The sequence below is a fragment of the Rhodococcus sp. IEGM 1351 genome (assembly GCF_030056875.1).
Classification (GTDB): domain Bacteria; phylum Actinomycetota; class Actinomycetes; order Mycobacteriales; family Mycobacteriaceae; genus Rhodococcus_F; species Rhodococcus_F opacus.
This window is the reverse complement of record NZ_JASHKU010000004.1, coordinates 132,302-156,744: the sequence shown is the minus strand read 5'-3', so window position 1 is coordinate 156,744 and position 24,443 is coordinate 132,302. Positions and strand designations below refer to the sequence as shown.

Genomic DNA, 24,443 nt, shown 5'->3' with positions numbered 1-24,443 from the left:
ACAGGACACGTCATGTTCCAGAAAAGCTTCTCTACCCTCTTCCGCATCAGCGTCGTCGCGTTCCTGCTCGGCGGACTGGCGATCGTGCTCGGTCAATCCGTCGGACTGATCCTCGGCGACGGCGTCGTCGTCACCCACGTCGAGGAACTGCTCGCCCCGTACGCCTACGGTGCCGCAGGCATCGCCGGACTGCTCGCCTTCGTCTTGTCGTACTTCCACCACGGCGGAGAGGAGGACGCCCTCGGAAACGAGGACTCTCCCGCCCGCACCGCCGAACACGTCGGATGACCAGGTCGATGAGCACGATCGGTGCCGACTCCACCTACGCCGACCTGTGCGCCCGCACCGACGGCGCCCCGGCCGGGTCGAGTTGGGGAGTCTTCGACAACCGGGACCGGGGGACGGCGAACTTCGCCGGCCCCGGGCAGGTCCGCGACGCCGCCACCCTGGTCACCCGGGGTGCGGTGTTCGCCCTCGACTATCCGCTCGGCGCGTTCGACCCACCGATGGCCCGGTCGCGCACGGCGCCGAAGCACACAATCGTCTCCGCGCACGCCGAATCCCGCGACGACCTCCTCGACGGTTTCTACCTGCAAGCCAGCAGTCACCTCGACGGATTGCGCCACCGACGGGTGTCCGGGCAAGGCTTCTACGGGGGTATTCCCGACGACCAGGTCACCGAAGGGTCCCCGGCGCTCGGGATCCAGGCCTGGTCGCAGGACCCGATCGTCGGCCGCGGCTTGCTCCTCGACCTCGAAGCGCTTCACGCCGAGCGCGGGCATCCGCTCGACCACGCCCAGGGTCCGGCGCTCGACCCTGCCGACCTGGACGCCGCCGCGCAGCGCCAAGGCTGCGAGATCCGCGGCGGTGACCTGATTCTCGTCCACACCGGCTGGGCACACTGGTACCTCACCGCCACCGACGACCAACGCAACGAGGTCCGCTCCGGTCGCCGCTCCACCGGCTTCGCACAGAGCCGCTACCTCGCACAGTGGTTGTGGAACAACAAGATCGCGCTCTTCGGCACCGACACCTTCGCCGTCGAAGTTCTCCCCGTCCTCCCCGACAGCCCGTTCACGGAGTCCGCTCCCGAGGATGCCGGAATGATGCACCAGGAACTGATCGGCAAACTCGGCGTCCCCCTCGGCGAACTGTGGAACCTCACCGCACTCGCCGTGGACAGCCGCCGCACTCACACCTGGGACGCCCTGGTCACCGTCAAACCACTCAACTTCGTCGGCGGGGTCGGTTCGCCCTGCAACGCGACCGCCATCCGCTGACAGGTTTATCGCACAATGATAAGTTTCATCGAAAGTGGGTGAATCGAGGAGGAAACATGGCGGCGCCGACCAACAACATGCGATCACTGGACCGCGCGTTCGACGTGCTCGGCGTCCTCCAAGAGGCAAAGCAGCCCCTGCGGCTCAGCGAAGTCGCCCGCCACGCATCACTGCACGTCGCCACCGTGCAGCGGATCCTCGGCGTGCTCCTCGAACGCGGGTACGCCGCCCGCATCGGCGACACCTACACCGCCGGGCCCGCTGCGCTCGCGGTCGCGCACGCGTTCATGGTCACCAACCCGCTCAGTGTCCTTGCCCAGCCCATGCTGCAGCAGCTCGCCGCGAGTACGGGGTTCACCGCGTCGATGTATGTGAAGGTCGAATCCTCCCGAGTGCTCATCGCGCGGGTGGAAAGCGACCATCCGCTCAACTACATCCTCCCCGTCGGTGAGCGCCTGCCGCTCTACCTGGGCGGCGCCGGGAAGACGATCCTCGCTCATCTCGACACCGCGGAGGTCGACGAGATCCTCGGCGGTATCGGCGACATGGCCCTCGCCAGCGGTGCGACCGTGTCGAAAGCGGAACTGTTCGCCCAACTCCAAAAGATCCGCAGCGACGGCTTCGCCGTGTCGGTCAGCGAACGCCTCTACGGCATCGCCTCCGTCACCGCCCCCGTCCGTGCCGCCGACGGCACCCTCGTCGCCGTCCTCGGCGTCACCGGACCCGCCGACACACTCACCGACACCCAGATCGACCACCTGATCCCCGAAGTCCGCCGCGCCGCAACCACTCTCGGCACACGGGTACCCGTCGCCGGCTAGCCGGACAGTTCGCTTCCGGCCGACGATTCCTGTTCAGACCGGCTACCCCGACAGGCAAACCAGCAATCGGAGCAATGGCCAAACCTTCACGTAGTCAAGACATCGTCGCCTTCGCCCAAACCTGGGCGCCGTTCGGCGATGTTCGCCGCACCGGGTTATGCCCGGGCGCCGAGTGTTTCGAGGAAATCCGCAATGGCCGCTTCCGGCCGTTCCGTGTGGTTGCGTCGCGTGGTGGTGAGTCGGGATCGCGCCATCGCCGGTCTGCTTCGGAGGTGCCACCCCAGACGCCGTAGGGTTCGCCCACGGTGATTGCGTGGGTGTGGCACTCGCGTTGCACGGGACAGGTGGCGCAGACGGCTTTCGCCTGCCGTTCGCGGCGGATGCGCGCGCCTCGACCTTCGCCGTCGCGGGCGAAGAACAGCTCGGCGCCGGTGTCCCGGCACCGAGCGTGCATCTGCCAGTCCCAGAGCTGGGTACAAGGCTGGGGTAGGCACGGTCAGGCTGAGTGATGGCATCGTCCCGCTCCACTTCGGTCAGCTCGAGGTCAGTTCGGAAAGTAGCTACTCAGTGTCCCGGCCAGACCGAGGAGTTCGACGGTGGAGGCACCCTCGGCGATCTGTTCGCGGAACTTGGTTTCCTTGTCCTCGCGGGCCTGGGCGAGCTCGAGGGCGGATTCGACCTCGCCGGCGTAGACCACAACCAGGCCGTCGCGGTCCCCGACGATGATGTCGCCGTTGTGCACGGTAGTGCCCGCGATGTCGACGGGTTGGCCGATGCTGCCCTTGTAGGCCTTGGTCGTGCCCCGAATCGACAGGCCCTTGGCGAAGAGCGGGAACTTCATGCCGATGATCTCCTCGGCGTCGCGGACCGCGCCGTGGATGACGAGGCCGGCGATCCCTGCCTTCTGCGCTGCGGCGGTGAGCACGTCACCCCAGGCTCCGGCGTCGAGGAAGCCGCGCGCGTCGGCGACGAGGATGTCGCCGGGGCGGGCGTGCTGCAGGGCGGCGTGCAGCATGAGGTTGTCGGCGGGACCGGCGTCCACTGTGAGCGCGGGACCGGCAAGCTTCATCGACGGGTCGATCGGCTTGATCACGGCATCGATGGAGCCGCGCTGCCCCTGGGCCTCGTAGATGGTGGCGGCACCCAGCTCGCGGAGGCGGGCGAGTTGCTCGTCGGTGGGTCGAGTGCTCATGGTGTTCTCCTGTTTCTGCGCGGTCGTGCCGTCGCGACTGTGGTGGGGTCTGCCGAAGATGTTGCGGCTCTGCAGATGTGGGGTGCGACCGGCGGACTGCGGACCGGCGGTCACGGGGTGGAGCTTCGGATTTGTGGAGCCGCTCCGGTGCTGCGCGGTTGGCGCGGGTCACCGGAACCGGAGGACGAGGGCTTCCACCGCTGCCGGGTGCGGTGGCACCTGGTAACTGATCTGACAAAAAAGTACATTATCAGAACAATCTCTGTCACCATAGAGATCCGAACAGGTAGTTGACGGGCCGTTGCCGGACTATCGCTCATATTTTGTACTCACTCTGAGGTAGGAGAAGATCATGAAGTTGGCGATCATCGGATGCGGTGAAGTGGGCCGCCTGTATGCCCGGGTCGCGGCGGAGTCCTTCGAGGTCGTCCTCTGCGATGCGTATCCGTCACCGGCGGCGCGCGATCTGGCGATCGAGCTGGGCTTGACGCTTCACGAGCGTCTGGGCGACTGGCTCGCCGGCGTGGACCGGGTGTGGTCGTGCGTGACCGGCGACGTCGCCGCGGCGGTGGCCGAGCAGTCCGGAGCCTTCGTGTCACCCGGGGCAATGTTCGTCGATCTGAGTACCGCCACCCCGGCGGACAAACTGCGCTCGTCGGAGCTTCTGCACACCAAGGGGATCGAGTACGCGGATGCGGTGATCATGGGTGCCATCGGCATGACGGGCCTGCGCACGTCCCTGCTGGTTTCGGGGGAGGCGGCTGCGACGGCGGTGGCCGACTTCGCCACCATCGGGGCGCCGGCGCGGGCGCTGGAGAACGCCCGGCCCGGGGATGCGGCGGCGTTGAAGCTGCTGCGCACCGTGCTGACCAAGGGGATCGAGGCGCTGGCGGTCGAGTGCCTGGTGTCGGCGGAGAAGCAGGGTGTGCGTGAGGAGCTCTACCGCGTACTCGGCGACATCGACACCCAAGGATTCACCACCTTCCTCGATGCGGTGGTGCGCAGTCACCTCCTGCACGCCGAGCGCCGCTCGCACGAGGTCGAACGCGCCGTCGCCCAGCTCGACCAGGCTCATCTGCCCTCGTCGGTACTCGCGGGCACGCGCACGCTCTACGAGCGCACGGTGCATTCACTGGCCGCCCACCCGCCCGGCCCGGACGCCGCGACATCCATCGATTCCGCGCTCGCGTGGTTGCTCAGCGTGTCCGAGGCCGACATCCCTGCGGCGGTCTGAGCTCAACTCGCAGTCCACCACTTTCCGGCCGGCCCCGGCCGCGCGTCCGGGGTCGGCAGGTGGCGCGCTACGCGCACCCAGCGCCGACAGGCGAGCACTTCCGACCGCCGACGACGACAATTTCAGAAACAAAGACACTGAAGTGCCTGATTTGACATGGCAGTATTGCGAATATTGTTCTCAGATTGTATGTTCGTAACCGATCGAGTGTGGCGCGCAACACAGCAACCTGGTGCGGCCCGTCACGGCAGCGTCCAATCCCACGGGATGAATGACCGCCCTCGACTTCCCAGCAGCTTTGTACGAAGGAGCCCACCGATGTCACGTGACCTGGACGCGCCCGAGGTCGGCGCCTACCGCAGCGCGGTGATCCGCAAGATCAAGATGCGGGTCCTGCCATTCCTGGTGGTGCTCTACATCATGGCGTTCATCGACCGCGCCAACGTCGGATACGCCGCCCTGGAGATGAACGCCGACCTCGGGATCACCAAGGCACAGTTCGGGCTCGCCGCGGGGCTGTTCTCCATCGGGTACTTCCTGTTCGAGGTGCCGAGCAACATGCTGATGCGCAAGGTCGGCGCCCGCAAGTGGATCGCCCGCATCCTCTTCAGCTGGGGCGCCGTTGCCGTCCTGACCGGCTTCGTGCACGACTTCACCCAATTAGCCATCGCACGAACGGTTCTCGGTATCGCCGAGGCCGGTTTCTTCCCCTGTGTGCTGCTGTACCTGACGCTGTGGTTCCCCGAACGTGAACGCGCCCGCGTCGTCGCCCAGTTCATGATCGCCCTGCCGGTGGCCACCCTCATCGCGGGCCCACTGTCCGGGATGATCCTCGATCATGTGCACTGGTTCGGCGTCGAGAGCTGGCGCTGGGTGTTCATCCTCGAGGGCATCCCTGCTGTCATGCTCGGCTTCGTCACTCTGTTCGTCCTGGTCGACGGCCCACACAAGGCCAAGTGGCTCACCCGTGACGAAGCGGACTGGCTGACCGAGACCATCGAAGCCGAGAACCGGGCCAAGGCCGCCGCCCACGGCCAGGTGTCGTTCCTCCGCAGCCTCGCCGGGATCCGCACCCTGTCGCTGTCGTTCATCTACTGCAGCAAGTCCGTCGCGATCTACGTCCTCGCCTTCTTCACCCCCAGCATCATCTCCGGACTCGGCGACCGACTCAGCAACACCTCCGTCGGGTTCATCACCGCCCTCCCGTACGCCGCCGCCGCGATCTTCATGGTCTGGTGGGCCCGGCACTCGGACCGAGGCGGTGAACGCCGCTGGCATGTCGGGATTCCGTTGCTCGTCGCCGCCGCCGGCCTGGTGTCGATGGTCTTCGTCCAGGACAGCCTGTGGTTCTCGGTGATCCTGCTGGTCGTCATCACCGTCGCCGTCTACGCCACCTACGGACCGTTCTGGGCGCTGCCGTCGTTGTTCCTGACGGGACCCGCCGCCGCCGTCGGCCTGGCCTCGATCAATTCGCTCGCCAACCTCGGCGGATTCGTCGGACCCTTCGGCTTCGGCGCCCTCGAAACCGCCACCGGCGGCATCTACTGGGGCCTGTCCATCGTCGCAGCCATGCTCATCCTCGCCGCGGGCCTGGTCACCCGGCTCCGGTTCGTCCGCGAGGCCGAGGCCAAGGCCCGGGAACTCGCGGCCACCGACGCCCGGGAGTTATCCGAAGTGGACGGCGTCCGCGTTTCCTGACCCACCCTCCCAATCCGCACTGAGCGGGCTCGCCTCGGCGAGCCCGCTCAGACCCATAAGAGAACAGTACGATCGAAGTACAATCTTGCTCATCGTGGGTGGATAACGCAGACAGAGGAGACACCCGATGGCTCAATCGAGTTCCATGGTCTACGAACTGGTCCGGAGCCGAATCATGGCCGGACACTACGCGCCGGGCGCGCACCTCACCGAGGGACAGCTCTGCGACGAACTCGATGTCAGCCGCACCCCGGTCAGGGCCGCACTCCGCCGCCTCACGGAGGAAGGACTGATCCAGACCGAACCGCACCGCGGTGCGTTCGTCGCGCAATGGACCCGCTCCGACGTCGACGAGGTCTTCGAACTGCGCTGCGTCCTCGAATCCCGCGGCGCGGGCCTAGCCGCCGAACGCCGATCCGCGGACGAGTGCGCGGAGCTGCGCAAGTCCGTCGACGAGATGGCGAAGATCGCCGCAGCGAAGAAGTCCACCTATAAAGACGATCTGCACCACAACAACCGCGAGTTCCACCTGCTCGTTCTCTCGGCCGCACGGTCACCTCGCCTGTACAAGATCGCCGAACAACTCGCGTACACCTCGGTCACCCTCGGAACCTACTTCTACTACTCCGACACCGACATCGCCCGCAGCATCCAGTTCCACCGCGACATCACCGACGCCATCGCCGCACAGAACCGCACCGTCGCCGAATCCCTCATGTCCGCCCACATCGGCGTCGGACACGTCGCCTTCGACGCCGGACGTTTCGGACAATCACACCCGGACGACTGAGACACCGTTGTCGATCAAAGCCAACGAGGCGGTTCCTCGACTTCACCGTCGATGTTCACGCCGACGGTGCCGCGTCCGGCGGCCCACCGCACGACCGCGGCGAGGGGCCCGGACACCTTCTCCGCGGGCGGTGAATCCGGCTGCACCGCAACCGGTTCACCTCCGTCGACCGCGAGTATCAGGCGTGTGCCGAGGTCCTTGCGCTGCCACATCCCGACGATGTCGGTGAGCAGCGACTCGAGGACCACGTCGGGGAAGTCGCCGAACCGGCCGCCGTTGCCGAGGTCCACCGCATGGATCCACACCTCCCGGGTGCGCATCCACGCCGTCTCCGACACGGGCACCAGACGGCCCTGCGCGGTGCGGACCTGCGCATCCCACGCCGAGGCGGGCAGGTTGCGCCATTTCTCGTCGAGCCGGGCGACGGTGTGGTCGAACAGGTTCCGCAGCGCCGCCGCCGACAGGGTGGTGCCCTCGGCGATCTCCCGGCCCCGCTGCTCCGCCGACGCATACATCGGGGTCTCCACGCCCGACGCCGCCCAGTCCAGCAGCCGGCACAACGCGGCCGCGTTGTAGCCGACGTGCGCCACCAGGTGTCGCCGCGACCACCCCGCCAACCCGGTCGGCTCGGACAGCTGCTCGTCGGACAGCTCGGCCAGGCGCTGCGCGAAGTACGCGGTACCGCGGCGCGCGATCAGCAACCGCTCGGACAAGTCGAGATCGTGGAAACCCACCGGGTGCACCCCCTTATTTGACGATCGTCGTGTTGCGGACGGTGCCCAGGCCCTCGATGGTGACCTCGACGGTCTGCCCGTCCTGAATGTAGAGACCGGGCTTACGGGCGTGCCCCACCCCGCCCGGGGTGCCGGTGATCACCACGTCACCGGGCTGCAACGTCACGATGTGCGAGATGTACTCCACCAGCCTGGCCGGGGTGAACACCAGATCGTCGGTGGTGGTGGACTGCACCACCTGCCCTTCCAGTTTCGTCTCCAGTGTCCCGCCGAACGTGTACGAGTCGGTGGTCGTCAGGAACGGCCCGAAACCGCTGGCCTTCTCGAACGTCTTGCCCTGATCCCACTGCAGCGTCCGGTACTGGTAGTCGCGCATCGTGTAATCGTTCATCACCGAATACCCGGCGATGTACTGCTCGGCGTCCGCCTCCGGCACCTGATACGCCTGCCTGCCGACGACGAACGCCAACTCCCCCTCCCAATCCAACTGGGCGGCGGCATACGACGGGACGATCACGTCGTCGTACGGGCCGGTGAGGGCTTCCTTGAATTTCGAGAACAGGGTCGGGTACTCGGGCAGATCCCGGCCCATCTCCTGGATGTGGTTCGCGTAGTTCAAGCCGACGCAGATGATCTTCCCCGGGTTCGGGACCACCGGGGCGTAATCGGCCCCGTCGAGGTCGACGGTGGCACCGGACGCGTTCTGCGCGAAGGTTTTCCAGTCCGGGTCGGCCAGCAGGGCGGACAGGTCCGGGTACCCGTCGATGATCGTGGCGGTGGTGTCGGAATCGACGCGGACGGCGACGGTGGCGCCGGCGCGGCGCAGGGTGGCAAGCTTCATGGGATTTTCAGGCTCCTTCGGAGATGTACGTGCGATCAAAGTGCAGGCGCTCGACGATGGGGGCGTCGGAGAACGCGAACAGGTCGAACTCGGTGTCGGCCTCGATCGACCACTCCGTCCAGGACGGGACGACGATCATGTCGCCCGTGCCGACCTCACGGTTCTCGCCGCCGAGGTCGAACCGCCCGGAACCGTCGAACACCTGGTAGACGGTGGACCCGACGTCGCGGCGGGGCCGGGTGCGGGCGCCGGCGCGCAGCCGGTGGAACTCGGCGCGGATCGTGGGCATCACGTCCCCGCCGGTGGTCGGGTTGGTGTAGCGGACCGCGGCATGACCGGGTTCGGTGGTCGCCGCATACCCCTCGTCCTCCAACGCCAGCTGCTCGCGCAGCGCGGCGTCGGTGTGCTCCCACCGGTACGCCGCGATCGGCGAGGACGTCTTCGCGTCCAACCCGACCAGCGGCCGCAGCCCCGGATGCGCCCACAACCGCTCCGACCGCGACACATCCGGGGTGGAGTCGTCGGTGACGTTCTCGGACCCGAATTCGAAGAACCCGGTGTCGGTGTAATGCACGAACGGGATGTCCAGGCCGTCGATCCAGGCCATCGGCTGATCGGTTTCGTTGTGGTGACCGTGGAAATGCCAACCCGGGGTCAACAGGAAATCGCCGCGCCGCATCGCCACCGGATCCCCGTTGACGACCGTCCACACCCCCTCCCCCTCGACGACGAACCGGAACGCGTTCTGCGCGTGCCGGTGCTCGGGGGCCACCTCCTTCGGACCCAGATACTGGATCGCCGCCCACAACGTCGGCGTCACATACGGCACCCCACCCAACCCCGGGTTCGCCAGGGCGATCGCCCGCCGCTCCCCACCCCGGCCGACCGGCACGAGGTCCCCGGCCCGCTGCGCCAGCGGATACAGCGTCGACCACTTCCACACGAACGGCACCGCCCGCGACGTCGGCGTCATCGGCATCAGATCACCGAGCTGGGTCCACAACGGATTCAGGTGTTCGCTCTCGAAGTCCCGGTACAACTGGGCGAGCGGAGCGTCGTCGACGTGCGGTTCGGTAGCGGTCATGGCATCGACGCTAGGAGGGTCGGCGTCCCGGCCGATACAGAATTCTTCTGTGCAGAATTGCTGTCAGGGTTCGAGGTCGGCGATGTCCACCTCGAGCTCGCGGATCGCGTTCTTGATCTGCGACACCAGCGGTCCCTGTGAGTGCTGCCGGAAGCGGGTGATCGGCACGGCCACCGTCAGCGCCCCGACGGCCGTGCGGGCCCGGTTCCGGATCGCGACACCGAACGCCGCGACCCCTTCCTCGGTCTGCTGCACGTTGACGGCGAATCCGACGGCGCGGGCGGCGGACAGTTCGCGCCGGAACCGCTCGAAGTCGTCGGGTGACAGACGGCGGTCGCCCCACTCGCGTTCGTCGTCGGCCAGATTCGCGGGCCGCAGGTACAACTGTTCGAGGGTCTCCCCCGGCAGTTCTGCCAGCAGAATGCGCCCGCCCGCAGTCAATTCCGCGTCGAGCACCTGCCCCTGACGGTCGCCGACGCGCAACATCCCGGTCGACTCGGCGGACGACAGGAAGCGCGCCTGGGTGCCGACGCGGATCACGAGGTTGACGGTCTCGCCGCACAGGATGGCCAGCGCTTCCATGTGCGGCCTGCAGAGGTCGGTGAATTCGCGCGTCCACCCGCGGCGGGCCGGGCCGGCGCCCATCGCCGACCCGGGGTGGTACATGCGTCTCTCGTCCTGAACGGCGAACCCCCGGTACACCAGCATCGCCAGCAGACGGTGCGCGGTGGACGGCGCGATGCCGAGTTCCTCCGCAGCGTCCTTGAGCCGCAGCCCGCCGACGTCGCGCAGCATCTGCAGCAGGCGCAACACGTTGTCGACGGACTCCAACATGTACGTCGGCTTTTCGATCGTTCGCTTCTTCTGCACAGCAGAACTTTATTGCACGTGCGCTGTGCGCCGCATCACCCTCGATTCATGCCCCTCACTGCCACCACCGCGGCGCCACCGGTGAACCGCGTCGAACTGGACCGCACCGCCATGATCGCCGTCGTCGTCTGCTGGCTGTTCGTAGTCTTCGACGGCTACGACCTCATCGTCTACGGCAACGTCATCCCGAGCCTGCAGAAGGAATGGGGCATCAGCGCCGCGACCGCGGGCACGCTCGGCAGCCTCGCATTCCTCGGGATGATGATCGGCGCCGTGCTCGCGGGACGCCTCTCCGACGTGGTGGGACGCAAACGCGCGGTGATCGGATGCGCGATCGTCCTGTCCGTGTTCACCGCGCTGTGTGCGCTGGCGACCGGACCGGTCATGTTCGGCGCATTGCGTCTGATCGCCGGACTCGGCTTGGGCGGCCTCGTGCCGACCTCCAATGCACTTGCCGCAGAGCTGATCCCCGCGAAGTGGCGCGCCGCGGTGGCCACGATGATGATGTCCGGTGTTCCCATCGGCGGTTCGATCGCGGCACTGATCGGCATCCCCGTCATCCCGAACTGGGGTTGGCAGCCGATGTTCGTCTTCGCGCTCGTCCCGCTGATCCTGCTGGTGCCGATCGCGTGGAAGACGCTGCCCGATCACACCGCCGCGGTGACGTCGACGGAGGTGCGGCCGGCAACCGGCTTCAGCGCACTGCTCGGTACCCGGTGCCGGTCTGTCAGCATCATGTTCGCGCTCGCCACCATGGTCACCCTGCTCGCCTGGTACGGCCTCGGCACGTGGCTGCCCAAACTCATGCAGGGCGAGGGAACCGATCTCGGCAGCGCGCTCACGTTCGCCCTCGCACTCAACCTCGGCGCCGTGGCGGGCTCGTTCGTCACCGCGTGGGGCGGCGTCCGGTTCGGCACGATCCCCACGAGCATCGTCGCCGCACTCCTCGCGGGTCTCGCGTTGCTGACGTTGCTCACCGGCCCACCGGTGGCGCTGATCTACGTCATCTTCGTGCTCGCCGGCGTCGGGACACACGGAACTCAGTGCCTCATCATCGCGGCGGTCGCGTCCTACTACCCCGATTATCTCCGGGGCACCGCCCTCGGCTGGGCGCTGGGTGTCGGCCGAATCGGTGCCGTCGCCGCACCGCAGATCGGTGGCTGGCTCCTGGCCGCCGGACTCGGCGCGGATTCCAATTTCATCCTCTTCGGCGTCAGCGCCCTCGTCGCCGCACTGCTGCTCGCCGTGATCTGGCGCCGCTTCCCCTCCCCCAGGTGAGTGCCGCCGCGTGCCCCGGCACGCATTGCCACTCACATGCCCCGAACGCTCGAAACGAAGGAACTGTCATGTCGAATCTGCAGGACGCACGCATCATCATCGCCGGAGGCGGGATCGGTGGCGCGGCCAACGCCCTGGCTCTCGCCCGGAAGGGCGCGAACGTCACGTTGTTCGAACGTGCCTCCGAGTTCGGTGAGGTCGGCGCCGGACTGCAGGTCGGACCGCACGGCGCCCGCATCCTCGACTCCTGGGGCGTGCTCGACGACGTTCTCTCCCGGGCCTTCCTGCCGAAGAACATCGTGTTCCGCGACGCGATCACCGCGGAGGTGCTCACCAGGATCGACCTCGGCGCCGAGTTCCGCGCCCGCTACGGCGGACCGTACTTCGTCACCCACCGCAGTGACCTGCACGCGACCCTCGTCGACGCCGCGCGGGCTGCGGGCGCCGAACTGCACACGGGCGTCACCGTCACCGACGTGATCACCGACGGTGACAAGGTGACCGTCGGCACCGACGACGGCTGCAGGCACGAAGCGGACATCGCGCTCGGCATGGACGGCCTCAAATCCCGGCTGCGGGGGAAGATCTCGGACGACGAACCCGTGTCCTCCGGCTACGCCGCCTACCGGGGCACCACCCCGTACCAGGACGTCGCACTCGACGAGGACATCGAGGATGTGGTCGGCTACATCGGACCGCGGTGCCACTTCATCCAGTACCCGCTGCGCGGCGGCGAAATGCTCAACCAGGTCGCGGTGTTCGAATCGCCCGGTTTCAAGAACGGAATCGAGAACTGGGGTGGACCCGAGGAGCTCGAACAGGCCTACGCGCACTGCCACGAGAACGTCCGCCGCGGGATCGACTACCTGTGGAAGGACCGGTGGTGGCCGATGTACGACCGCGAGCCGATCGAGAACTGGGTGGACGGGCGGATGATCCTGCTCGGCGACGCAGCGCACCCGCCACTGCAGTACCTGGCCTCGGGAGCCGTGATGGCGATCGAGGACGCCAAGTGCCTCGCCGACTATGCCGCCGAAGACTTCGCCGCAGGCGGAAACTCCGCGTGGCCGCAGATCCTGAAGGAGGTCAACACCGAACGCGCACCGCGCTGCAACCGCATCCTCACCACCGGACGCATGTGGGGCGAGCTGTGGCACCTCGACGGCACCGCCCGCATCGCGCGCAACGAACTGTTCCGCACCCGCGACACGTCGAGCTACAAGTACACCGACTGGCTGTGGGGGTATTCGTCCGATCGCGCGTCATAACCGCGTCCCTGCCGGAATGGTTCGGCAGACTGGGAGCGTGACCCTCAACCTGGTGCAGACCCGTGTGTGGCGCGATGGCGAGTGCGTCGGCAAGGATTTTCCGCTTGCCGACGTGTCCGAACAGGTGAAGGACGAGAATGCGCTCGTGTGGGTCGACCTGTGCGACCCCGACCACGAGTGCCTGACCGAACTGGCGGCCGAGTGGTCGCTCGATCCGAACGCCATCGAGGATGCCGTCGCCCGCGGTGAGCGGCCGAAGGCGACGCGCTATGCGGGCCATGCGTTCGTGACCGCGTACGCCACCTGGTTCGAGACCGACGACGTCAGCACTCTCGGCGTCCTCGATTCCCGGCTTCGGCTCAGCCGCGTCTCCGCGTTCGTGGTGCCGAACGGGATCATCACGGTGCGGCGGGACGATCGATTCGACATGTCGCAGGTGGTGGAGCGCTGGGAGGAGGACCCCGCACTGCTCACACCGGGTTCCGGCGCACTCGCGCTCCTGCACGGACTGCTCGACGCCATCGTGGACGGGCAGTTCGAGACGATCGAGACGATCGACGACGCGATCGAAGCGCTCGAGGAGGGCCTGTTCGACGAGTCCGCGCGGACCCGGGAGATTCAGCAGCGCACGTACCGGCTGCGGAAGGAACTGGTGCAACTGCGTCGCGTCGTGCTGCCGATGCGTGAGGTGGTGGGCGCCGTCATGCGCGGGCGCGCCGAATCAGGACGCGACAAGTCGCCGGTTCTCGACAGCTTGTACACCGATCTCTACGACCACGTGACGCGCGCCGCGGAGTGGACGGAGTCGTTGCGCGACATGGTGGTGACCGTCTTCGAGACGAATCTGTCGCTCCAGGATGCCCGGCTCAACACCGTCATGAAGAAGCTCACCGGTTGGGCGGCCATCATCGCGGTTCCCACCGCGGTGACCGGGTGGTTCGGTCAGAACGTCTTGTTCCCCGGAGTCGGGCAGCTGTCGGGAATGATCGCCAGCACCATCGTGATCGTGACGTCGGCCACCCTGCTCTACATCCTGTTCCGCCGACGCGACTGGCTGTAGTCGGGACGGAAACGCCCTCAGGGCGCCGTCTTCGCTCCTGGCGACCCGGTCTCGCCCGCGGGAACGGCGGCGGCCTCGCTCATCAGGCGGGTGATCTCGGCACGGTCGGCGTCACCGGGCAGCCCCCAGCCGGTCCGGTAACCGTAGAGGTCGGCGAGCGTGATCGAATGCCGGTTGCCGTCCGCGACCTCGACGTCCGACGCGGTGATCAGGCCCGGGTGCGCGACACCACACGCCTCGGCCACCTTGAATACGTCCCGGCGCAACGCCCGCAGGTAGTTCGCGGCCCGGATCGATTTGATGCCGGCGTCGAGTCCGTGTGCGAGCCAGGGGTTTTGCGTCGCAACACCCGTCGGGCACCGATCGGTGTGGCACTTCTGCGCCTGGATGCACCCGACCGCGAGCATCGGCTCACGCGCCACATTGATCAGGTCGCATCCGAGCGACATCGCCGCCACGGCATTGTCGGGCAGGCCCAGCTTGCCCGAGCCTATGAACGTGATGCCGTCGGTCAGACCGGCTTCCGCGAACTTGGCGTACACGCGCGCGAAGCCGCTACGGAACGGCAGTGAGACCGCGTCGGTGAACACCAGCGGTGCCGCGCCGGTACCGCCCTCACCCCCGTCGATGGTCACGAAGTCGACACCCCGCCCGGAGTTGCTCATCGCGTCGACCAGCAGGTCCCAGAACGTCGGGTCGCCGACCGCGGACTTGATCCCGACCGGCAGCCCCGTCTCGGCGGCGAGGAGCTCCACCCAGTCGAGCATGCTGTCGACGTCACGGAAGGCCGTGTGCCGGGACGGGCTGATGCAGTCACGGCCCTCCGGTACGCCTCTGATCTCGGCGATTTCCGGTGTCACCTTCGCCCCGGGCAGGAGACCCCCGAGGCCCGGTTTCGCGCCCTGGCTGAGTTTGATCTCGATGGCCCGCACCGGCGCCGACTCGACCAGCGCCCGGAGCCGCGCCAGGTCGAACCGGCCGTCCTCGTCGCGGCAGCCGAAATACGCGGTCCCGATCTGGAAGATCAGGTCTGCGCCGTTCCGGTGGTATCGGGAGATTCCACCCTCGCCGGTGTTGTGCAGGCAATCGGTGGCAGCGGCACCACGGTTGAGAGCGACCACGGCCGCGGACGACAGCGCCCCGAAACTCATCCCCGAGATGTTCACGATGGAGCGCGGGCGGAAGGCATGCGTCCGGCCGCGGGCGGCACCGAGCACCTTCGCCGACGGAATCGCGAGATGTTCGTCGGCATGCGGCATCGCCGAGGGAGGAATCTCCGAGAACGTCCGGTGCTTGATGATGGTGTAGCCGTCGGTGAACTCGATGTCGTTGTCCGTACCGAACCCGAACGTGTCGGTCACCCGCTTCGACGACGCGTACACCCAGCGACGCTGGTCGCGGGTGAAGGGACGTTCCTCGTCGTTGCCGGTCGTAATGTACTGCCGGAGTTCCGGGCCGAGCGACTCGAGCAGATAGCGTCCGTGCCCGACCACGGGAAAATTCCGGAGCAGCGCGTGGCGTCGCTGAACAAGGTCGTACGACGCGATCGCAGCCGCGGCGGCAGCCGGAATTGCCAGGACGTTCCACCGCTTCATGAATTCACCGTACGCGCGCGCCGCCACTCGGATCGGTTCCTCGCGCCAATTTCACCCCGGCACGGACCCCGGAGTCGGAGCCTCCTGCGACACCGAAAGCAGCACCCGCAAGTTGTCGGTGACCACCCGAGCGGAAATGGTCGGATCGATGGCGCGCTGAATACCCAGTCCGACACCGAGACTGAGGATGCTGCCGGCCGCATCCTCCGCGGGCACCGGCAGGACGACCCCGAGTGAGTCGGTGAACGACTTCAGCAGTGTCACCGTGATCTCCCGCGCGACCCCGAGAGTGGCGGTGAGTGCGTCGCGGAGTTCGGGATCGTGGCGGGACAACACGATCAGCTCGAACTCGAGCATGGTCCATCCGACGTCGCCGAGCGTCTTCTCCGCCCAGGTCTGGAACGCCTCGAGTCGCTCCTCCATCGTGTCGCCGCCGCCGAGCGCCTCGGCGATCTCCTGCCCCTTGGTGGCGTGGATGAGCCCGAGCACCTCGAGGCACAGTTCCTTCTTGTTCTTGAAGTTGGAGTACACCGCCCCCTTGGAATAGCCGGCCTCGTCGGCCACCTTCTCGAGCGACGTGGCCGCGTACCCGTCGGCCAGGAAGAGGTCGCGTGCAGTCGCGACGAGATGCGCCCGCGTGCGCGCCTGACTCTCCGACCTGGTCAATCGCGCCATGCTCACCCTTTCTTCGAAGCCCCTGCGAGAATATTCCAATTTTCATATACCGCCGGTATCTGGTTTCTGCTAGCTTCTAGATATGACTTCGAGTGACATACAACTCAGCCGCGGACTGGTGATCGGTTGCGGCGGCACGCTCGGCGCGGCCTGGACGGTGGCGGCCCTGGTCGCCGTGAGCGACGCGCTGGCCTGGGACCCACGCGACGCCGACGTCCTCGTGGGCACGTCCGCCGGCGCCGAACTCGTCACCATGCTGGGTGGCGGGGCGGGCGTCGACGAACTGCTTGCGATGCAGCTCGGTGGGCCCACCCATCCGGCGCTCGACGGACATCTCGCCGCCGCACCGGGACGGTTCCCGCCGCTCCCCGGGCCGGGCCTCGGTTCGCCAGGGCTGTTGCGCCGCGGGCTGCCACCCGTGACCGCCGCGAGCGGGCTCCTCCCCCACGGTCGCGGCGATGCCGCCTGGCTCGACCGGCTCGCACAGCGGTTCGTCTGCAACTCCGGCTGGGTGCGCCACCCGGCGACGTGGCTGGTGAGCATGGACTACGACACGGGAGAGCGCGTCGCGTTCGGCTCACCCGGTGCACCGACCGCCACCCTGTCCGAGGCGCTGCGGGCGTCGTGGGCGATTCCCGGCTGGTATCCGCCGGTCCCCGTCGACGGCCGCCGGTTCGTCGACGGCGGCGCGGCGTCCACGGCATCCGCCGACCTGGTGCTGCCCCTCGAACTCGATGAGGTGGTCGTGCTGGCACCGATGGCGTCGACGGGCCGCATCGCCGGCCGCGGGGCGGCCCGGATCGAACGCCTGATGCTGCGGAACTGGATGAGTTCCGGGCTGGACGCCGAGATCGCGAAGCTGGAGGCGGCCGGCACCCGGGTGATACGCCTCGACGCGACCGCCGAGGACCTCGCCGTCATGGGTCCGAACTTCATGGACGGCCGGCGTCGGCTCGCCACACTCGAACATTCCCTCGTCACCACCCGCACTCAGCTCGCGAACGGAGTACGCGCATGAAGCATTACGACATTCTGATCGTCGGGGCCGGGATCTCCGGCATCGGAGCCGCAATTCGTCTGAAGCAGAGCGGAATCGACAACTTCGCCATCCTCGAGAAGGGGGACGCGCTGGGCGGGACCTGGCGCGACAACACCTACCCGGGCTGCGCGTGCGATGTCCCCTCGGCCCTGTACTCCTACTCGTTCGCACCCAACCGGGAGTGGTCGCGGTTGTTCGCCGGACAGGAGGAGATCCGCGGGTACATCGAGCGCACCGCCGCCGAACACGGGGTGCCCGCACACGTGAAGTTCGGCACCGAGATGCAGCGTGCCCAGTGGAGCGAACAGAGCAGGCGGTGGACGGTGGACACGTCCGCGGGCACGTTCACCGCGAACGCCGTCATCGCCGCCGCCGGACCGTGGAACGAACCGCTCGTTCCCACCATCCCCGGCCTCGACACCTTCACCGGCGAGGTGTTCCATTCCTCCCGCTGGAATCACACCTACGACCTCACCGGCAAACGCGTGGCCGTCGTCGGAACCGGTGCGTCCGCAGTGCAATTCGTCCCGGCGATCCAGCCGCAGGTCGAAATGCTGCATCTCTACCAGCGCACCGCGCAGTGGGTGCTACCGAAACCGGATCACACCCTGCCCGGCGTCGAGCGCGCGATCCTGCGCCGGGTACCGGGTGCGATCCGCGCGCTGCGACGCGTCGAGTACGCGATCATGGAATCGCTCGGACTCGGTTTCCGGCACCCGTGGATCCTGCGGGTGATCCAGCAGGTCGGCAAGGCACAACTCCGCGCGCAGGTGCGGGATCCGAAGCTGCGCACGGCGTTGACCCCCGACTACACGCTCGGGTGCAAGCGACTGCTGCTGTCCAACACCTACTACCCCGCACTCACCCGCCCGAATGTCGAGGTGCATGCCAACGCCGTGGAGTCGGTGCGCGGAAACGTCGTCATCGGCAGCGACGGCGCAGAACGGGAAGTGGACGCCATCATCTTCGGCACCGGCTTCCACATTCTCGACATGCCGATCGGTGCCACGGTGTTCGACGGCGACGGTCGCAGCCTCGACGATCACTGGAACGGCAGCCCGCAGGCCTACCTCGGCACCACCGTCGCGGGTTTTCCCAACGCCTTCGTCCTCCTCGGGCCCGCGCTGGGCACCGGCCACACGTCGGCGTTCATGATCCTCGAGGCGCAACTCGACTACCTGATCCAGGCCGTCACCAGTGCCCGGAGCAACGGGTGGACCAGGATGGAACCGCGCCGGGAAGTGCAGGACGCGTTCAACGCCCAGGTCCAGGAAGCCCTGGCCACCACCGTGTACAACGCCGGTGGCTGCCAGAGCTACTTCCTCGACGCCAACGGCCGCAACAGCTTCAACTGGCCGTGGTCGACCGACCGCATGCGGCAGCGACTCGGCCGGTTCGACGAGGCGGCGTACGACGTGTCGTGTGAGCCGGCGTCGGCTACAGCGATCTCGCGATGATTCCCTTCATCACCTCGTTGGCGCCCGCGTAGATCTTCTGGACGCGGGCGTCCTCGTACATCCGGGCGATCAGGTACTCGCGCATGTACCCGTAACCGCCGTGCAACTGCACGCACCGGTCGATCACCGCGCACTGCTGCTCGGTGAGCCAGTACTTGACCATCGCCGCCTCGGACGGGTCCAGTTCCCCACGCAGGTGCGCCTCGATGCAGTGGTCCAGGAACACCGCACAGGTGCGGGCGATGGTCTGGCACTCGGCCAGCTCGAACGCCGTGTTCTGGAACTCGAACAGACTGTGCCCGAACGCCTGCCGCGACTTCGTGTACGCAACGGTGTCCTCCACCGCACGCGTCATCGCACCGGACGCCTGCGCGCCGATGATCAACCGCTCCTGCACCAACTGCGCCATCAGCTGCCCGAAACCCTGCCCCTCCTCGCCGAGCAGATTCGACACCGGCACCCGCACATCGGTGAACGACAACTCCGACGTGTCGGCCCCGTGCTGACCGACCTTGTCCAGCACCCGCCCGACAGCGAACCCCGGGCAGTCCCGCAGATCGACGATCAGCAGCGCCACCCCCTTGGCACCGGCCTTCGGGTCGGTCTTGACCGCCAGCACGATCATGTCGGCCGACGCACCGTTGGTGATGAACGTCTTCGACCCGTTGACGATGTACTCGTCACCGTCCCGGATGGCGGTGGTCTTGATCGCCTTGAGATCCGAGCCGGCGCCGGGCTCGGTCATGCCGATGGCGCCGAGAATCTCCCCGGTCGCCATCGCCGGCAGCCAGGTCTTCTTCTGCTCCTCGGTGCCGTACGCGAGGAGGTAGTGCGCGACGATGCCCGAATGCACCGAGATGCCGAGCGCGAGGTCGCCGGCATAGCCCTGGGCCTCGAACACGGCGAGATCGTGCGCGAACGTGCCCCCACCGCCGCCGTACTCCTCCGGGATCGAGCAGCACAGCAACCCCAGCTTGCCGGCCGCGAGCCACACCGCACGGTCGATGCGGTGCTGGGCGTCCCACTTCTCGTTGTGCGCGACCACCTCACGTTCGAAGAACCCGACCGCGAGCTCGGACAGGGCCTTCACCCCGTCGTCGTGCCACGACGGGATGTGCTTCTTCATCGCCTGCCCTGTTTCTAGACGCGCCGGAAGAGTGCCGCGAGGGCCTGGCCGCCGCCGATGCACATGGTGACGATGCCGAGTTCGAGGTCGCGGCGCACGAGGTCCTTCGCGAGGCGCAGGCTCAGGATCGCGCCGGTCGCCCCGACCGGGTGACCCAGCGCGATCGCACCGCCGTACGGGTTGGTCTTCTCCGGGTTCAGCTTCGCGTCCCGGATCACCGCGACCGCCTGCGACGCGAACGCCTCGTTCAGCTCGATCACGTCGATGTCGCCGGGGGTGGTGCCGGTCTGCTCGAACAGGTTCGCCAGCGCCAGCACCGGGGCGTATCCCATCAGGCCCGGGTCCATCGCCGCGGTCGCGACGGCTTCCAACGTGACCAGCCCGGTCAGGCCCTTCTCCTGCGCGGCGGACTGCGTCGCCAGCACCAGGGCCGCGGCGCCGTCGTTGATACCGGACGCGTTGCCCGCGGTCACCGAGCCGCCTTCCTCGAACGCCGGCCGCAGCTTCGCCAGGGTCTCGAGGGTGGTGTCGGGCTTGGGGTGCTCGTCGACGTCGATCGTCTTCGGGCGGCGGCCCCCGATCTCGACCGGGGTGATCTCCTCGGCGAACGCGGCCTTCGCGGCCTCGGAGGCGGCACGGCGCTGGGATTCGACGGCGAACTCGTCCTGCTGCTGCCGGCTGACGTCGTACTTGCGGGCGACGGCCTCGGCGGTGCGGCCCATGTGCACGCCACCGAACGGGTCGGTCAGAATCGCGACCGTGCCGTCGACGAGCGTGCGGTCGCCGAGTTTGTAGCCGGAGCGGGCGGAGAAGTCGTAGAACGGCATCCGCGACATGCTTTCGTCGCCGCCGGCGAGGGCGAAGTCCACCCCACCCCAGCGCATCTGCTGCGCCGCCGACCACACGGCCTGCAGACCGGACCCGCACAGCCGGTTGACGGTGTACGCGGGGGTCTTCTCGGGAAGTCCGGCGGCGAGGGCGACGCGGCGGGCGTTGTAGGCGTCCGGTCCGACCTGACCGATGCAGCCCATCACCACCTCGTCGATGTCCTCACCCGGCACCCCGGCACGGTCCAGCGCGGCCTTCGCGGCGGTGGCACCCAGTTCGTGGGCGGGCACGTCCTTGAACGCACCACCGAAGCTGCCGATCGGGGTCCTCGCGCCGTCGACTACCACGATCGGTTCAGGAGAATTCATGACGTGTCCTTCCGTCTCTCTACCAGTATGGAGAGATAGTAGGACTTCAAAGTACCCAGCGGTTCACGCAGGGCCTCCGGCACCTCGTCGGGTCAGGTTCCGCGGATCAGATCGGCGCACTTCTCGGCCATCGTCATGACCGTGATATTGGGATTGACGTAGGGCAGTTTCGGCATCGCGGACGCGTCGACCACCCGCAGATCGCGGACGCCCTTCACCCGCAGTTCCGGATCGAGGACGGCCATCGGGTCGGTGGCCGCACCCATCCTGGCGGTCCCGGCGGGGTGGTACACCGTGTTGTGCGTCCGGTGCGCGTAGTCGATCAGTTCGTCGTCGGTGACCGCCTCCGGCCCGGGAGCCAGTTCCCTCGTGATCCAGCCGCGGAGAGGTTCCTGCTCGGCGATGCGACGTGCCAGCCGGATTCCGGCGAGCATCACCGCCTCGTCGTGGCCGTCGGGGTCGGTGAAATACCGGGGATCCACTCGCGGACGATCCCGGAAGTCGCGGGACCGCAGCCGCACCGTTCCGCGAGAGAGTCCCTGCGTGACGTTCGGGGTGAGACAGAAGCCGTTGTCCGTGGTCGGGTATCCCCACCGGAGTGTGTTCATGTCGAACGGCACGCTGCCGTAGTGCATCATCAGGTCCGGATGGTTCAACCCCTCCTCGGTGGCGGCGAACAGACCGATCTCCCACCACTGGGTGGACGTCTCGACCATCGGCCGGGACGCCTCCCAGAACACCAGCCCCTCGACGTGATCGTCGAGGTTCTGCCCGACCCCGGGGGCGTCGACCCGAACCCGCACACCCATCTCGCGCAGGTGCACCGTCGGCCCGATACCCGAGAGCATCAAAAGTTTCGGTGTGTCGATGGCCCCGGCGGTGACGATCACCTCGCGGCGCGCGGACACGGTGTCGTATCCGATGAGATCGGGGCGCTGGTACCGCACGCCGGTCGCCGCCAGCGCGTCGTCGATGACGATCTCGCTGACCCGGCAGTCGGTGCGCACGTCGAGGTTGGGGCGGGACCCGAGAATCGGATGCAGGTAGGCGTGCGACGTCGACATGCGCGTGCCGTCCTCGGACGCGTTGATCTGGAACCACCCCGCCCCGTCGAGCACCGTCGTGCCCCGGTTGAACTGCACGGTGGGCAACCCGACCTTCGCCGCGGCCTCGAGCAGGGCCACGCCGCACGGGTCGTTCGGCGGGACGTCACGCAACCGCACCGGACCGCTGCGGCCGTGCTGCTCGCCGGGGGCGTCGTTGTTCTCCACCCGCGCCACGAGCGGCAGGACGTCCTTCGCGCCCCAGCCGGTGGCGCCCGCCGCCGCCCAGTCGTCGAGTGTCTCGGCGGGTGGCCAGAACGCGATGCACGAATTGTGGGAGGAGCATCCGCCGAGCACCTTGGCGCGGGCGTGCCGCATGAAGCTGTTGCCCTTCTCCTGCGGCTCGACCGGATAGTCCCAGTCGTAGCCTGAGTCCAGCAGATGCATCCATTGCGACAGCTCGAGGACGTTGCGGTCACCGACGTCGGACGGCCCGGCCTCCACGAGGCAGACGGTCACCGAGGGGTCCTCGCTGAGCCGCGCGGCGAGCACACATCCGGCCGTTCCCCCGCCTGCGATGACGTAGTCGAACACGGTGTCCGTCATGGCAGTTCACTCTCAGCCTCGTCCTTCGACGACGCCGCGTGCGAGGCGAGACATCCGATGTGGTTGCGGCCCTTCACCGCATACCAGAGGAGACCGAGCCCGAGAATGATGCCGATGTAGACGAACGCACCCCACGTGTTGTACCAGGGAGTGCCGTACACCTCGGGGCGCGGCCACGCGAGATTGAGCGCCATCCCCACTCCCCACAGCACGGCGAAGATGTTCACCGGAAGCCCCCACCGGCCCATCGTGAAGTAGCCGCTCTCCGCGAGTTCCTTCGGCGGCCACTGCCCCTGCAGGCGTTTCTTCAGCAGCGGCCCGGTGACCATGAGGTACGCCAGGTAGATCATGATGATCGCGATCGACGTCAGCACCGTGAAGATCTGCGGCTGACCGATGTTGATGACGAGGATGAACGCCGCGAGCACACCGATCACGATGGCGGGGACCACGGGCGTCTGATGCTTCGGGTTGACGTGGGCCAGCCGCTCCCCGAAGGGCAGCGCGTTGTCGCGGGCCATCGCGAACGTGAGCCGGATGGCCGCGGCGTGCACCGCGAGCGAACACACCGTGACCGCGACGACGATGCAGACCAGGAAGATCTTGCCGAGCGGCCCCCACATCACCTGCTCGACGATGTACTGCAGGCCGCCCTCGCTGCTGCCGATCAGCGGATCCTCGAGGTCGGGGGCCGACATGACGGCGAACACCAGGATCGCCCCGCCGATCACGAACGAGGCGAGGATCGCCCGCAGGATCGCCTTGGGCGCCGTCCGCCGGGGGTCGACGGTCTCCTCGCCGAGCGAACTCGCGGTGTCGAATCCGTACATCACGTAGCCCGACGCGAGTGACGCCACGAGGAAGACGGTCAGATAGCCGCCGCTCTCTCCGGCGCCGTAACCGTGGGTGGAGAAGAACACGTCCGGACCGCGAGTGATGTTGGCGGCGAGGATGACGGCGATGAGCACGGCCGCGATCAATTCGATGAAGACACCCGAACTGTTGATGAGGGCCATCAGCTTGACGCCGAACGCGTTGACGGCCGTGGTGAACGCGATCATGATGGTGCCGAGAATCACGGCGTTGGTGGCGAAGTCGTATTCACCGCTGCCGTCACCGATGATCTGGAACCCGCTCCACAGCCGCGGAAGGTTGAGTTGCAGCGCGAGCACGACCGCGGAGAGGGTCACGATCGACGCGGTGAGCATCAGCCAGCCCGACGACCATCCCACGATCCTGCTGCCGAGCAGCTTGGCCCAGTTGTAGACCGAGCCGGCGACGGGGTACTTGGCGGCGAGCTCCATGAAACACAGGGCGACGGCCATCTGCCCGACGAACACCATCGGCCAGGACCACAGGTACGCCGGCCCCGCGGTGCCGAACCCGAAGTAGAACAACTGGAACGTGCCGGTGAGAATCGAGATGTAGCTGACCCCCGCCGCGAAACTGGCGAATTTACCGAGGCTGCGGTCCAATTCCTGTTTGTACCCCAGTTCGCCGAGTCCACTGTCCCCCGGCGCACCTCCGTCACCCACTGCTCCGTGCCGAGTAGCCAT

Annotated in this window: 23 protein-coding genes; 11 read left to right on the top strand and 12 right to left on the bottom strand. The window is 67.4% G+C overall.

Features of this window, described 5'->3' with window-relative positions; genetic code table 11:
• Positions 1–12: 12 nt before the first annotated feature.
• The 3 genes from QM806_RS08750 to QM806_RS08740 are packed head-to-tail and all read left to right on the top strand — an operon-like array spanning position 13 to position 2,101.
• A complete protein-coding gene (locus tag QM806_RS08750; RefSeq protein WP_005560578.1) occupies positions 13–288 on the top strand; it encodes a hypothetical protein in 276 nt (91 codons plus the stop codon).
• 8 nt (positions 289–296) lie between these two features.
• Complete coding sequence (locus QM806_RS08745) at positions 297–1,280, top strand: cyclase family protein (RefSeq protein WP_043786859.1); 984 nt, start codon at positions 297–299, stop codon at positions 1,278–1,280.
• A 56-nt stretch (positions 1,281–1,336) separates the two neighbouring features.
• A complete protein-coding gene (locus tag QM806_RS08740; RefSeq protein ID WP_283291067.1) occupies positions 1,337–2,101 on the top strand; it encodes an IclR family transcriptional regulator in 765 nt (254 codons plus the stop codon).
• Between the two features lie 94 nt (positions 2,102–2,195).
• On the opposite strand, the gene QM806_RS08735 is transcribed toward QM806_RS08740, so the two are convergent.
• On the bottom strand, positions 2,196–2,555 hold the full coding sequence (locus QM806_RS08735; protein WP_081276556.1) for a WhiB family transcriptional regulator: 360 nt from the start codon (positions 2,553–2,555) through the stop codon (positions 2,196–2,198).
• A 90-nt stretch (positions 2,556–2,645) separates the two neighbouring features.
• Entirely contained in the window at positions 2,646–3,293 is a 648-nt protein-coding gene (locus QM806_RS08730) for a 4-carboxy-4-hydroxy-2-oxoadipate aldolase/oxaloacetate decarboxylase (protein ID WP_054248017.1), read from the bottom strand.
• Positions 3,294–3,645: 352 nt separating this feature from the next.
• Between QM806_RS08730 and QM806_RS08725 the strand changes: the two genes are divergently transcribed.
• From QM806_RS08725 to QM806_RS08715, 3 genes are all read left to right on the top strand, one after another.
• Positions 3,646–4,527 (top strand): NAD(P)-dependent oxidoreductase, encoded by an 882-nt coding sequence (locus tag QM806_RS08725; protein ID WP_054248012.1) that lies wholly within the window; start codon positions 3,646–3,648, stop codon positions 4,525–4,527.
• A gap of 318 nt (positions 4,528–4,845) precedes the next feature.
• Positions 4,846–6,225: an MFS transporter gene (locus QM806_RS08720; protein ID WP_283291065.1), complete on the top strand. Its 1,380-nt coding sequence runs from the start codon at positions 4,846–4,848 to the stop codon at positions 6,223–6,225.
• 127 nt (positions 6,226–6,352) lie between these two features.
• Complete coding sequence (locus QM806_RS08715; protein ID WP_043786848.1) at positions 6,353–7,015, top strand: GntR family transcriptional regulator; 663 nt, start codon at positions 6,353–6,355, stop codon at positions 7,013–7,015.
• 14 nt (positions 7,016–7,029) lie between these two features.
• Here the strand turns inward: QM806_RS08715 and QM806_RS08710 are convergent, their stop codons facing one another.
• The 4 genes from QM806_RS08710 to QM806_RS08695 form a co-directional block, all read right to left on the bottom strand.
• A complete protein-coding gene (locus QM806_RS08710) occupies positions 7,030–7,749 on the bottom strand; it encodes a maleylpyruvate isomerase family mycothiol-dependent enzyme (protein WP_043786853.1) in 720 nt (239 codons plus the stop codon).
• Positions 7,750–7,762: 13 nt separating this feature from the next.
• Entirely contained in the window at positions 7,763–8,590 is an 828-nt protein-coding gene (locus tag QM806_RS08705; RefSeq protein WP_283291063.1) for a fumarylacetoacetate hydrolase family protein, read from the bottom strand.
• A 7-nt stretch (positions 8,591–8,597) separates the two neighbouring features.
• Complete coding sequence (locus QM806_RS08700) at positions 8,598–9,674, bottom strand: cupin domain-containing protein (RefSeq protein ID WP_283291062.1); 1,077 nt, start codon at positions 9,672–9,674, stop codon at positions 8,598–8,600.
• A gap of 63 nt (positions 9,675–9,737) precedes the next feature.
• Complete coding sequence (locus tag QM806_RS08695; RefSeq protein ID WP_265146291.1) at positions 9,738–10,544, bottom strand: IclR family transcriptional regulator; 807 nt, start codon at positions 10,542–10,544, stop codon at positions 9,738–9,740.
• A 48-nt stretch (positions 10,545–10,592) separates the two neighbouring features.
• Between QM806_RS08695 and QM806_RS08690 the strand changes: the two genes are divergently transcribed.
• The 3 genes from QM806_RS08690 to QM806_RS08680 all read left to right on the top strand — a co-directional run bounded on the left by QM806_RS08690 (position 10,593) and on the right by QM806_RS08680 (position 14,150).
• Entirely contained in the window at positions 10,593–11,822 is a 1,230-nt protein-coding gene (locus QM806_RS08690; protein WP_283291060.1) for an MFS transporter, read from the top strand.
• Between the two features lie 68 nt (positions 11,823–11,890).
• The gene (locus QM806_RS08685) at positions 11,891–13,090 is read left to right on the top strand and encodes an FAD-dependent monooxygenase (protein ID WP_265146293.1); all 1,200 of its coding nucleotides are present in this window, start codon (positions 11,891–11,893) and stop codon (positions 13,088–13,090) included.
• A 37-nt stretch (positions 13,091–13,127) separates the two neighbouring features.
• Positions 13,128–14,150 (top strand): magnesium transporter CorA family protein, encoded by a 1,023-nt coding sequence (locus QM806_RS08680; RefSeq protein WP_005560552.1) that lies wholly within the window; start codon positions 13,128–13,130, stop codon positions 14,148–14,150.
• A 17-nt stretch (positions 14,151–14,167) separates the two neighbouring features.
• Here the strand turns inward: QM806_RS08680 and QM806_RS08675 are convergent, their stop codons facing one another.
• Complete coding sequence (locus QM806_RS08675; protein ID WP_210752634.1) at positions 14,168–15,745, bottom strand: FMN-binding glutamate synthase family protein; 1,578 nt, start codon at positions 15,743–15,745, stop codon at positions 14,168–14,170.
• Between the two features lie 51 nt (positions 15,746–15,796).
• Positions 15,797–16,420 carry a TetR/AcrR family transcriptional regulator gene (locus QM806_RS08670; protein WP_005560549.1) on the bottom strand — a complete coding sequence of 208 codons (624 nt, stop codon included), beginning with the start codon at positions 16,418–16,420 and terminating at the stop codon, positions 15,797–15,799.
• 82 nt (positions 16,421–16,502) lie between these two features.
• Between QM806_RS08670 and QM806_RS08665 the strand changes: the two genes are divergently transcribed.
• Positions 16,503–17,438 carry a patatin-like phospholipase family protein gene (locus QM806_RS08665; protein WP_065491987.1) on the top strand — a complete coding sequence of 312 codons (936 nt, stop codon included), beginning with the start codon at positions 16,503–16,505 and terminating at the stop codon, positions 17,436–17,438.
• Positions 17,435–18,916 (top strand): flavin-containing monooxygenase, encoded by a 1,482-nt coding sequence (locus QM806_RS08660; RefSeq protein WP_054248239.1) that lies wholly within the window; start codon positions 17,435–17,437, stop codon positions 18,914–18,916. Before QM806_RS08665 ends, QM806_RS08660 begins: the two co-directional genes overlap by 4 nt.
• Here QM806_RS08660 and QM806_RS08655 read toward each other — a convergent pair.
• From QM806_RS08655 to QM806_RS08640, 4 genes are all read right to left on the bottom strand, one after another.
• Positions 18,897–20,042 carry an acyl-CoA dehydrogenase family protein gene (locus tag QM806_RS08655; RefSeq protein ID WP_283291056.1) on the bottom strand — a complete coding sequence of 382 codons (1,146 nt, stop codon included), beginning with the start codon at positions 20,040–20,042 and terminating at the stop codon, positions 18,897–18,899. The two genes, QM806_RS08660 and QM806_RS08655, sit on opposite strands and share 20 nt — an antisense overlap.
• A 14-nt stretch (positions 20,043–20,056) precedes the next feature.
• A complete protein-coding gene (locus tag QM806_RS08650) occupies positions 20,057–21,238 on the bottom strand; it encodes a thiolase family protein (RefSeq protein ID WP_005560545.1) in 1,182 nt (393 codons plus the stop codon).
• Positions 21,239–21,330: 92 nt separating this feature from the next.
• Entirely contained in the window at positions 21,331–22,887 is a 1,557-nt protein-coding gene (locus tag QM806_RS08645; RefSeq protein WP_054248237.1) for a GMC family oxidoreductase, read from the bottom strand.
• A complete protein-coding gene (locus QM806_RS08640; protein ID WP_052023959.1) occupies positions 22,884–24,443 on the bottom strand; it encodes an APC family permease in 1,560 nt (519 codons plus the stop codon). Before QM806_RS08640 ends, QM806_RS08645 begins: the two co-directional genes overlap by 4 nt.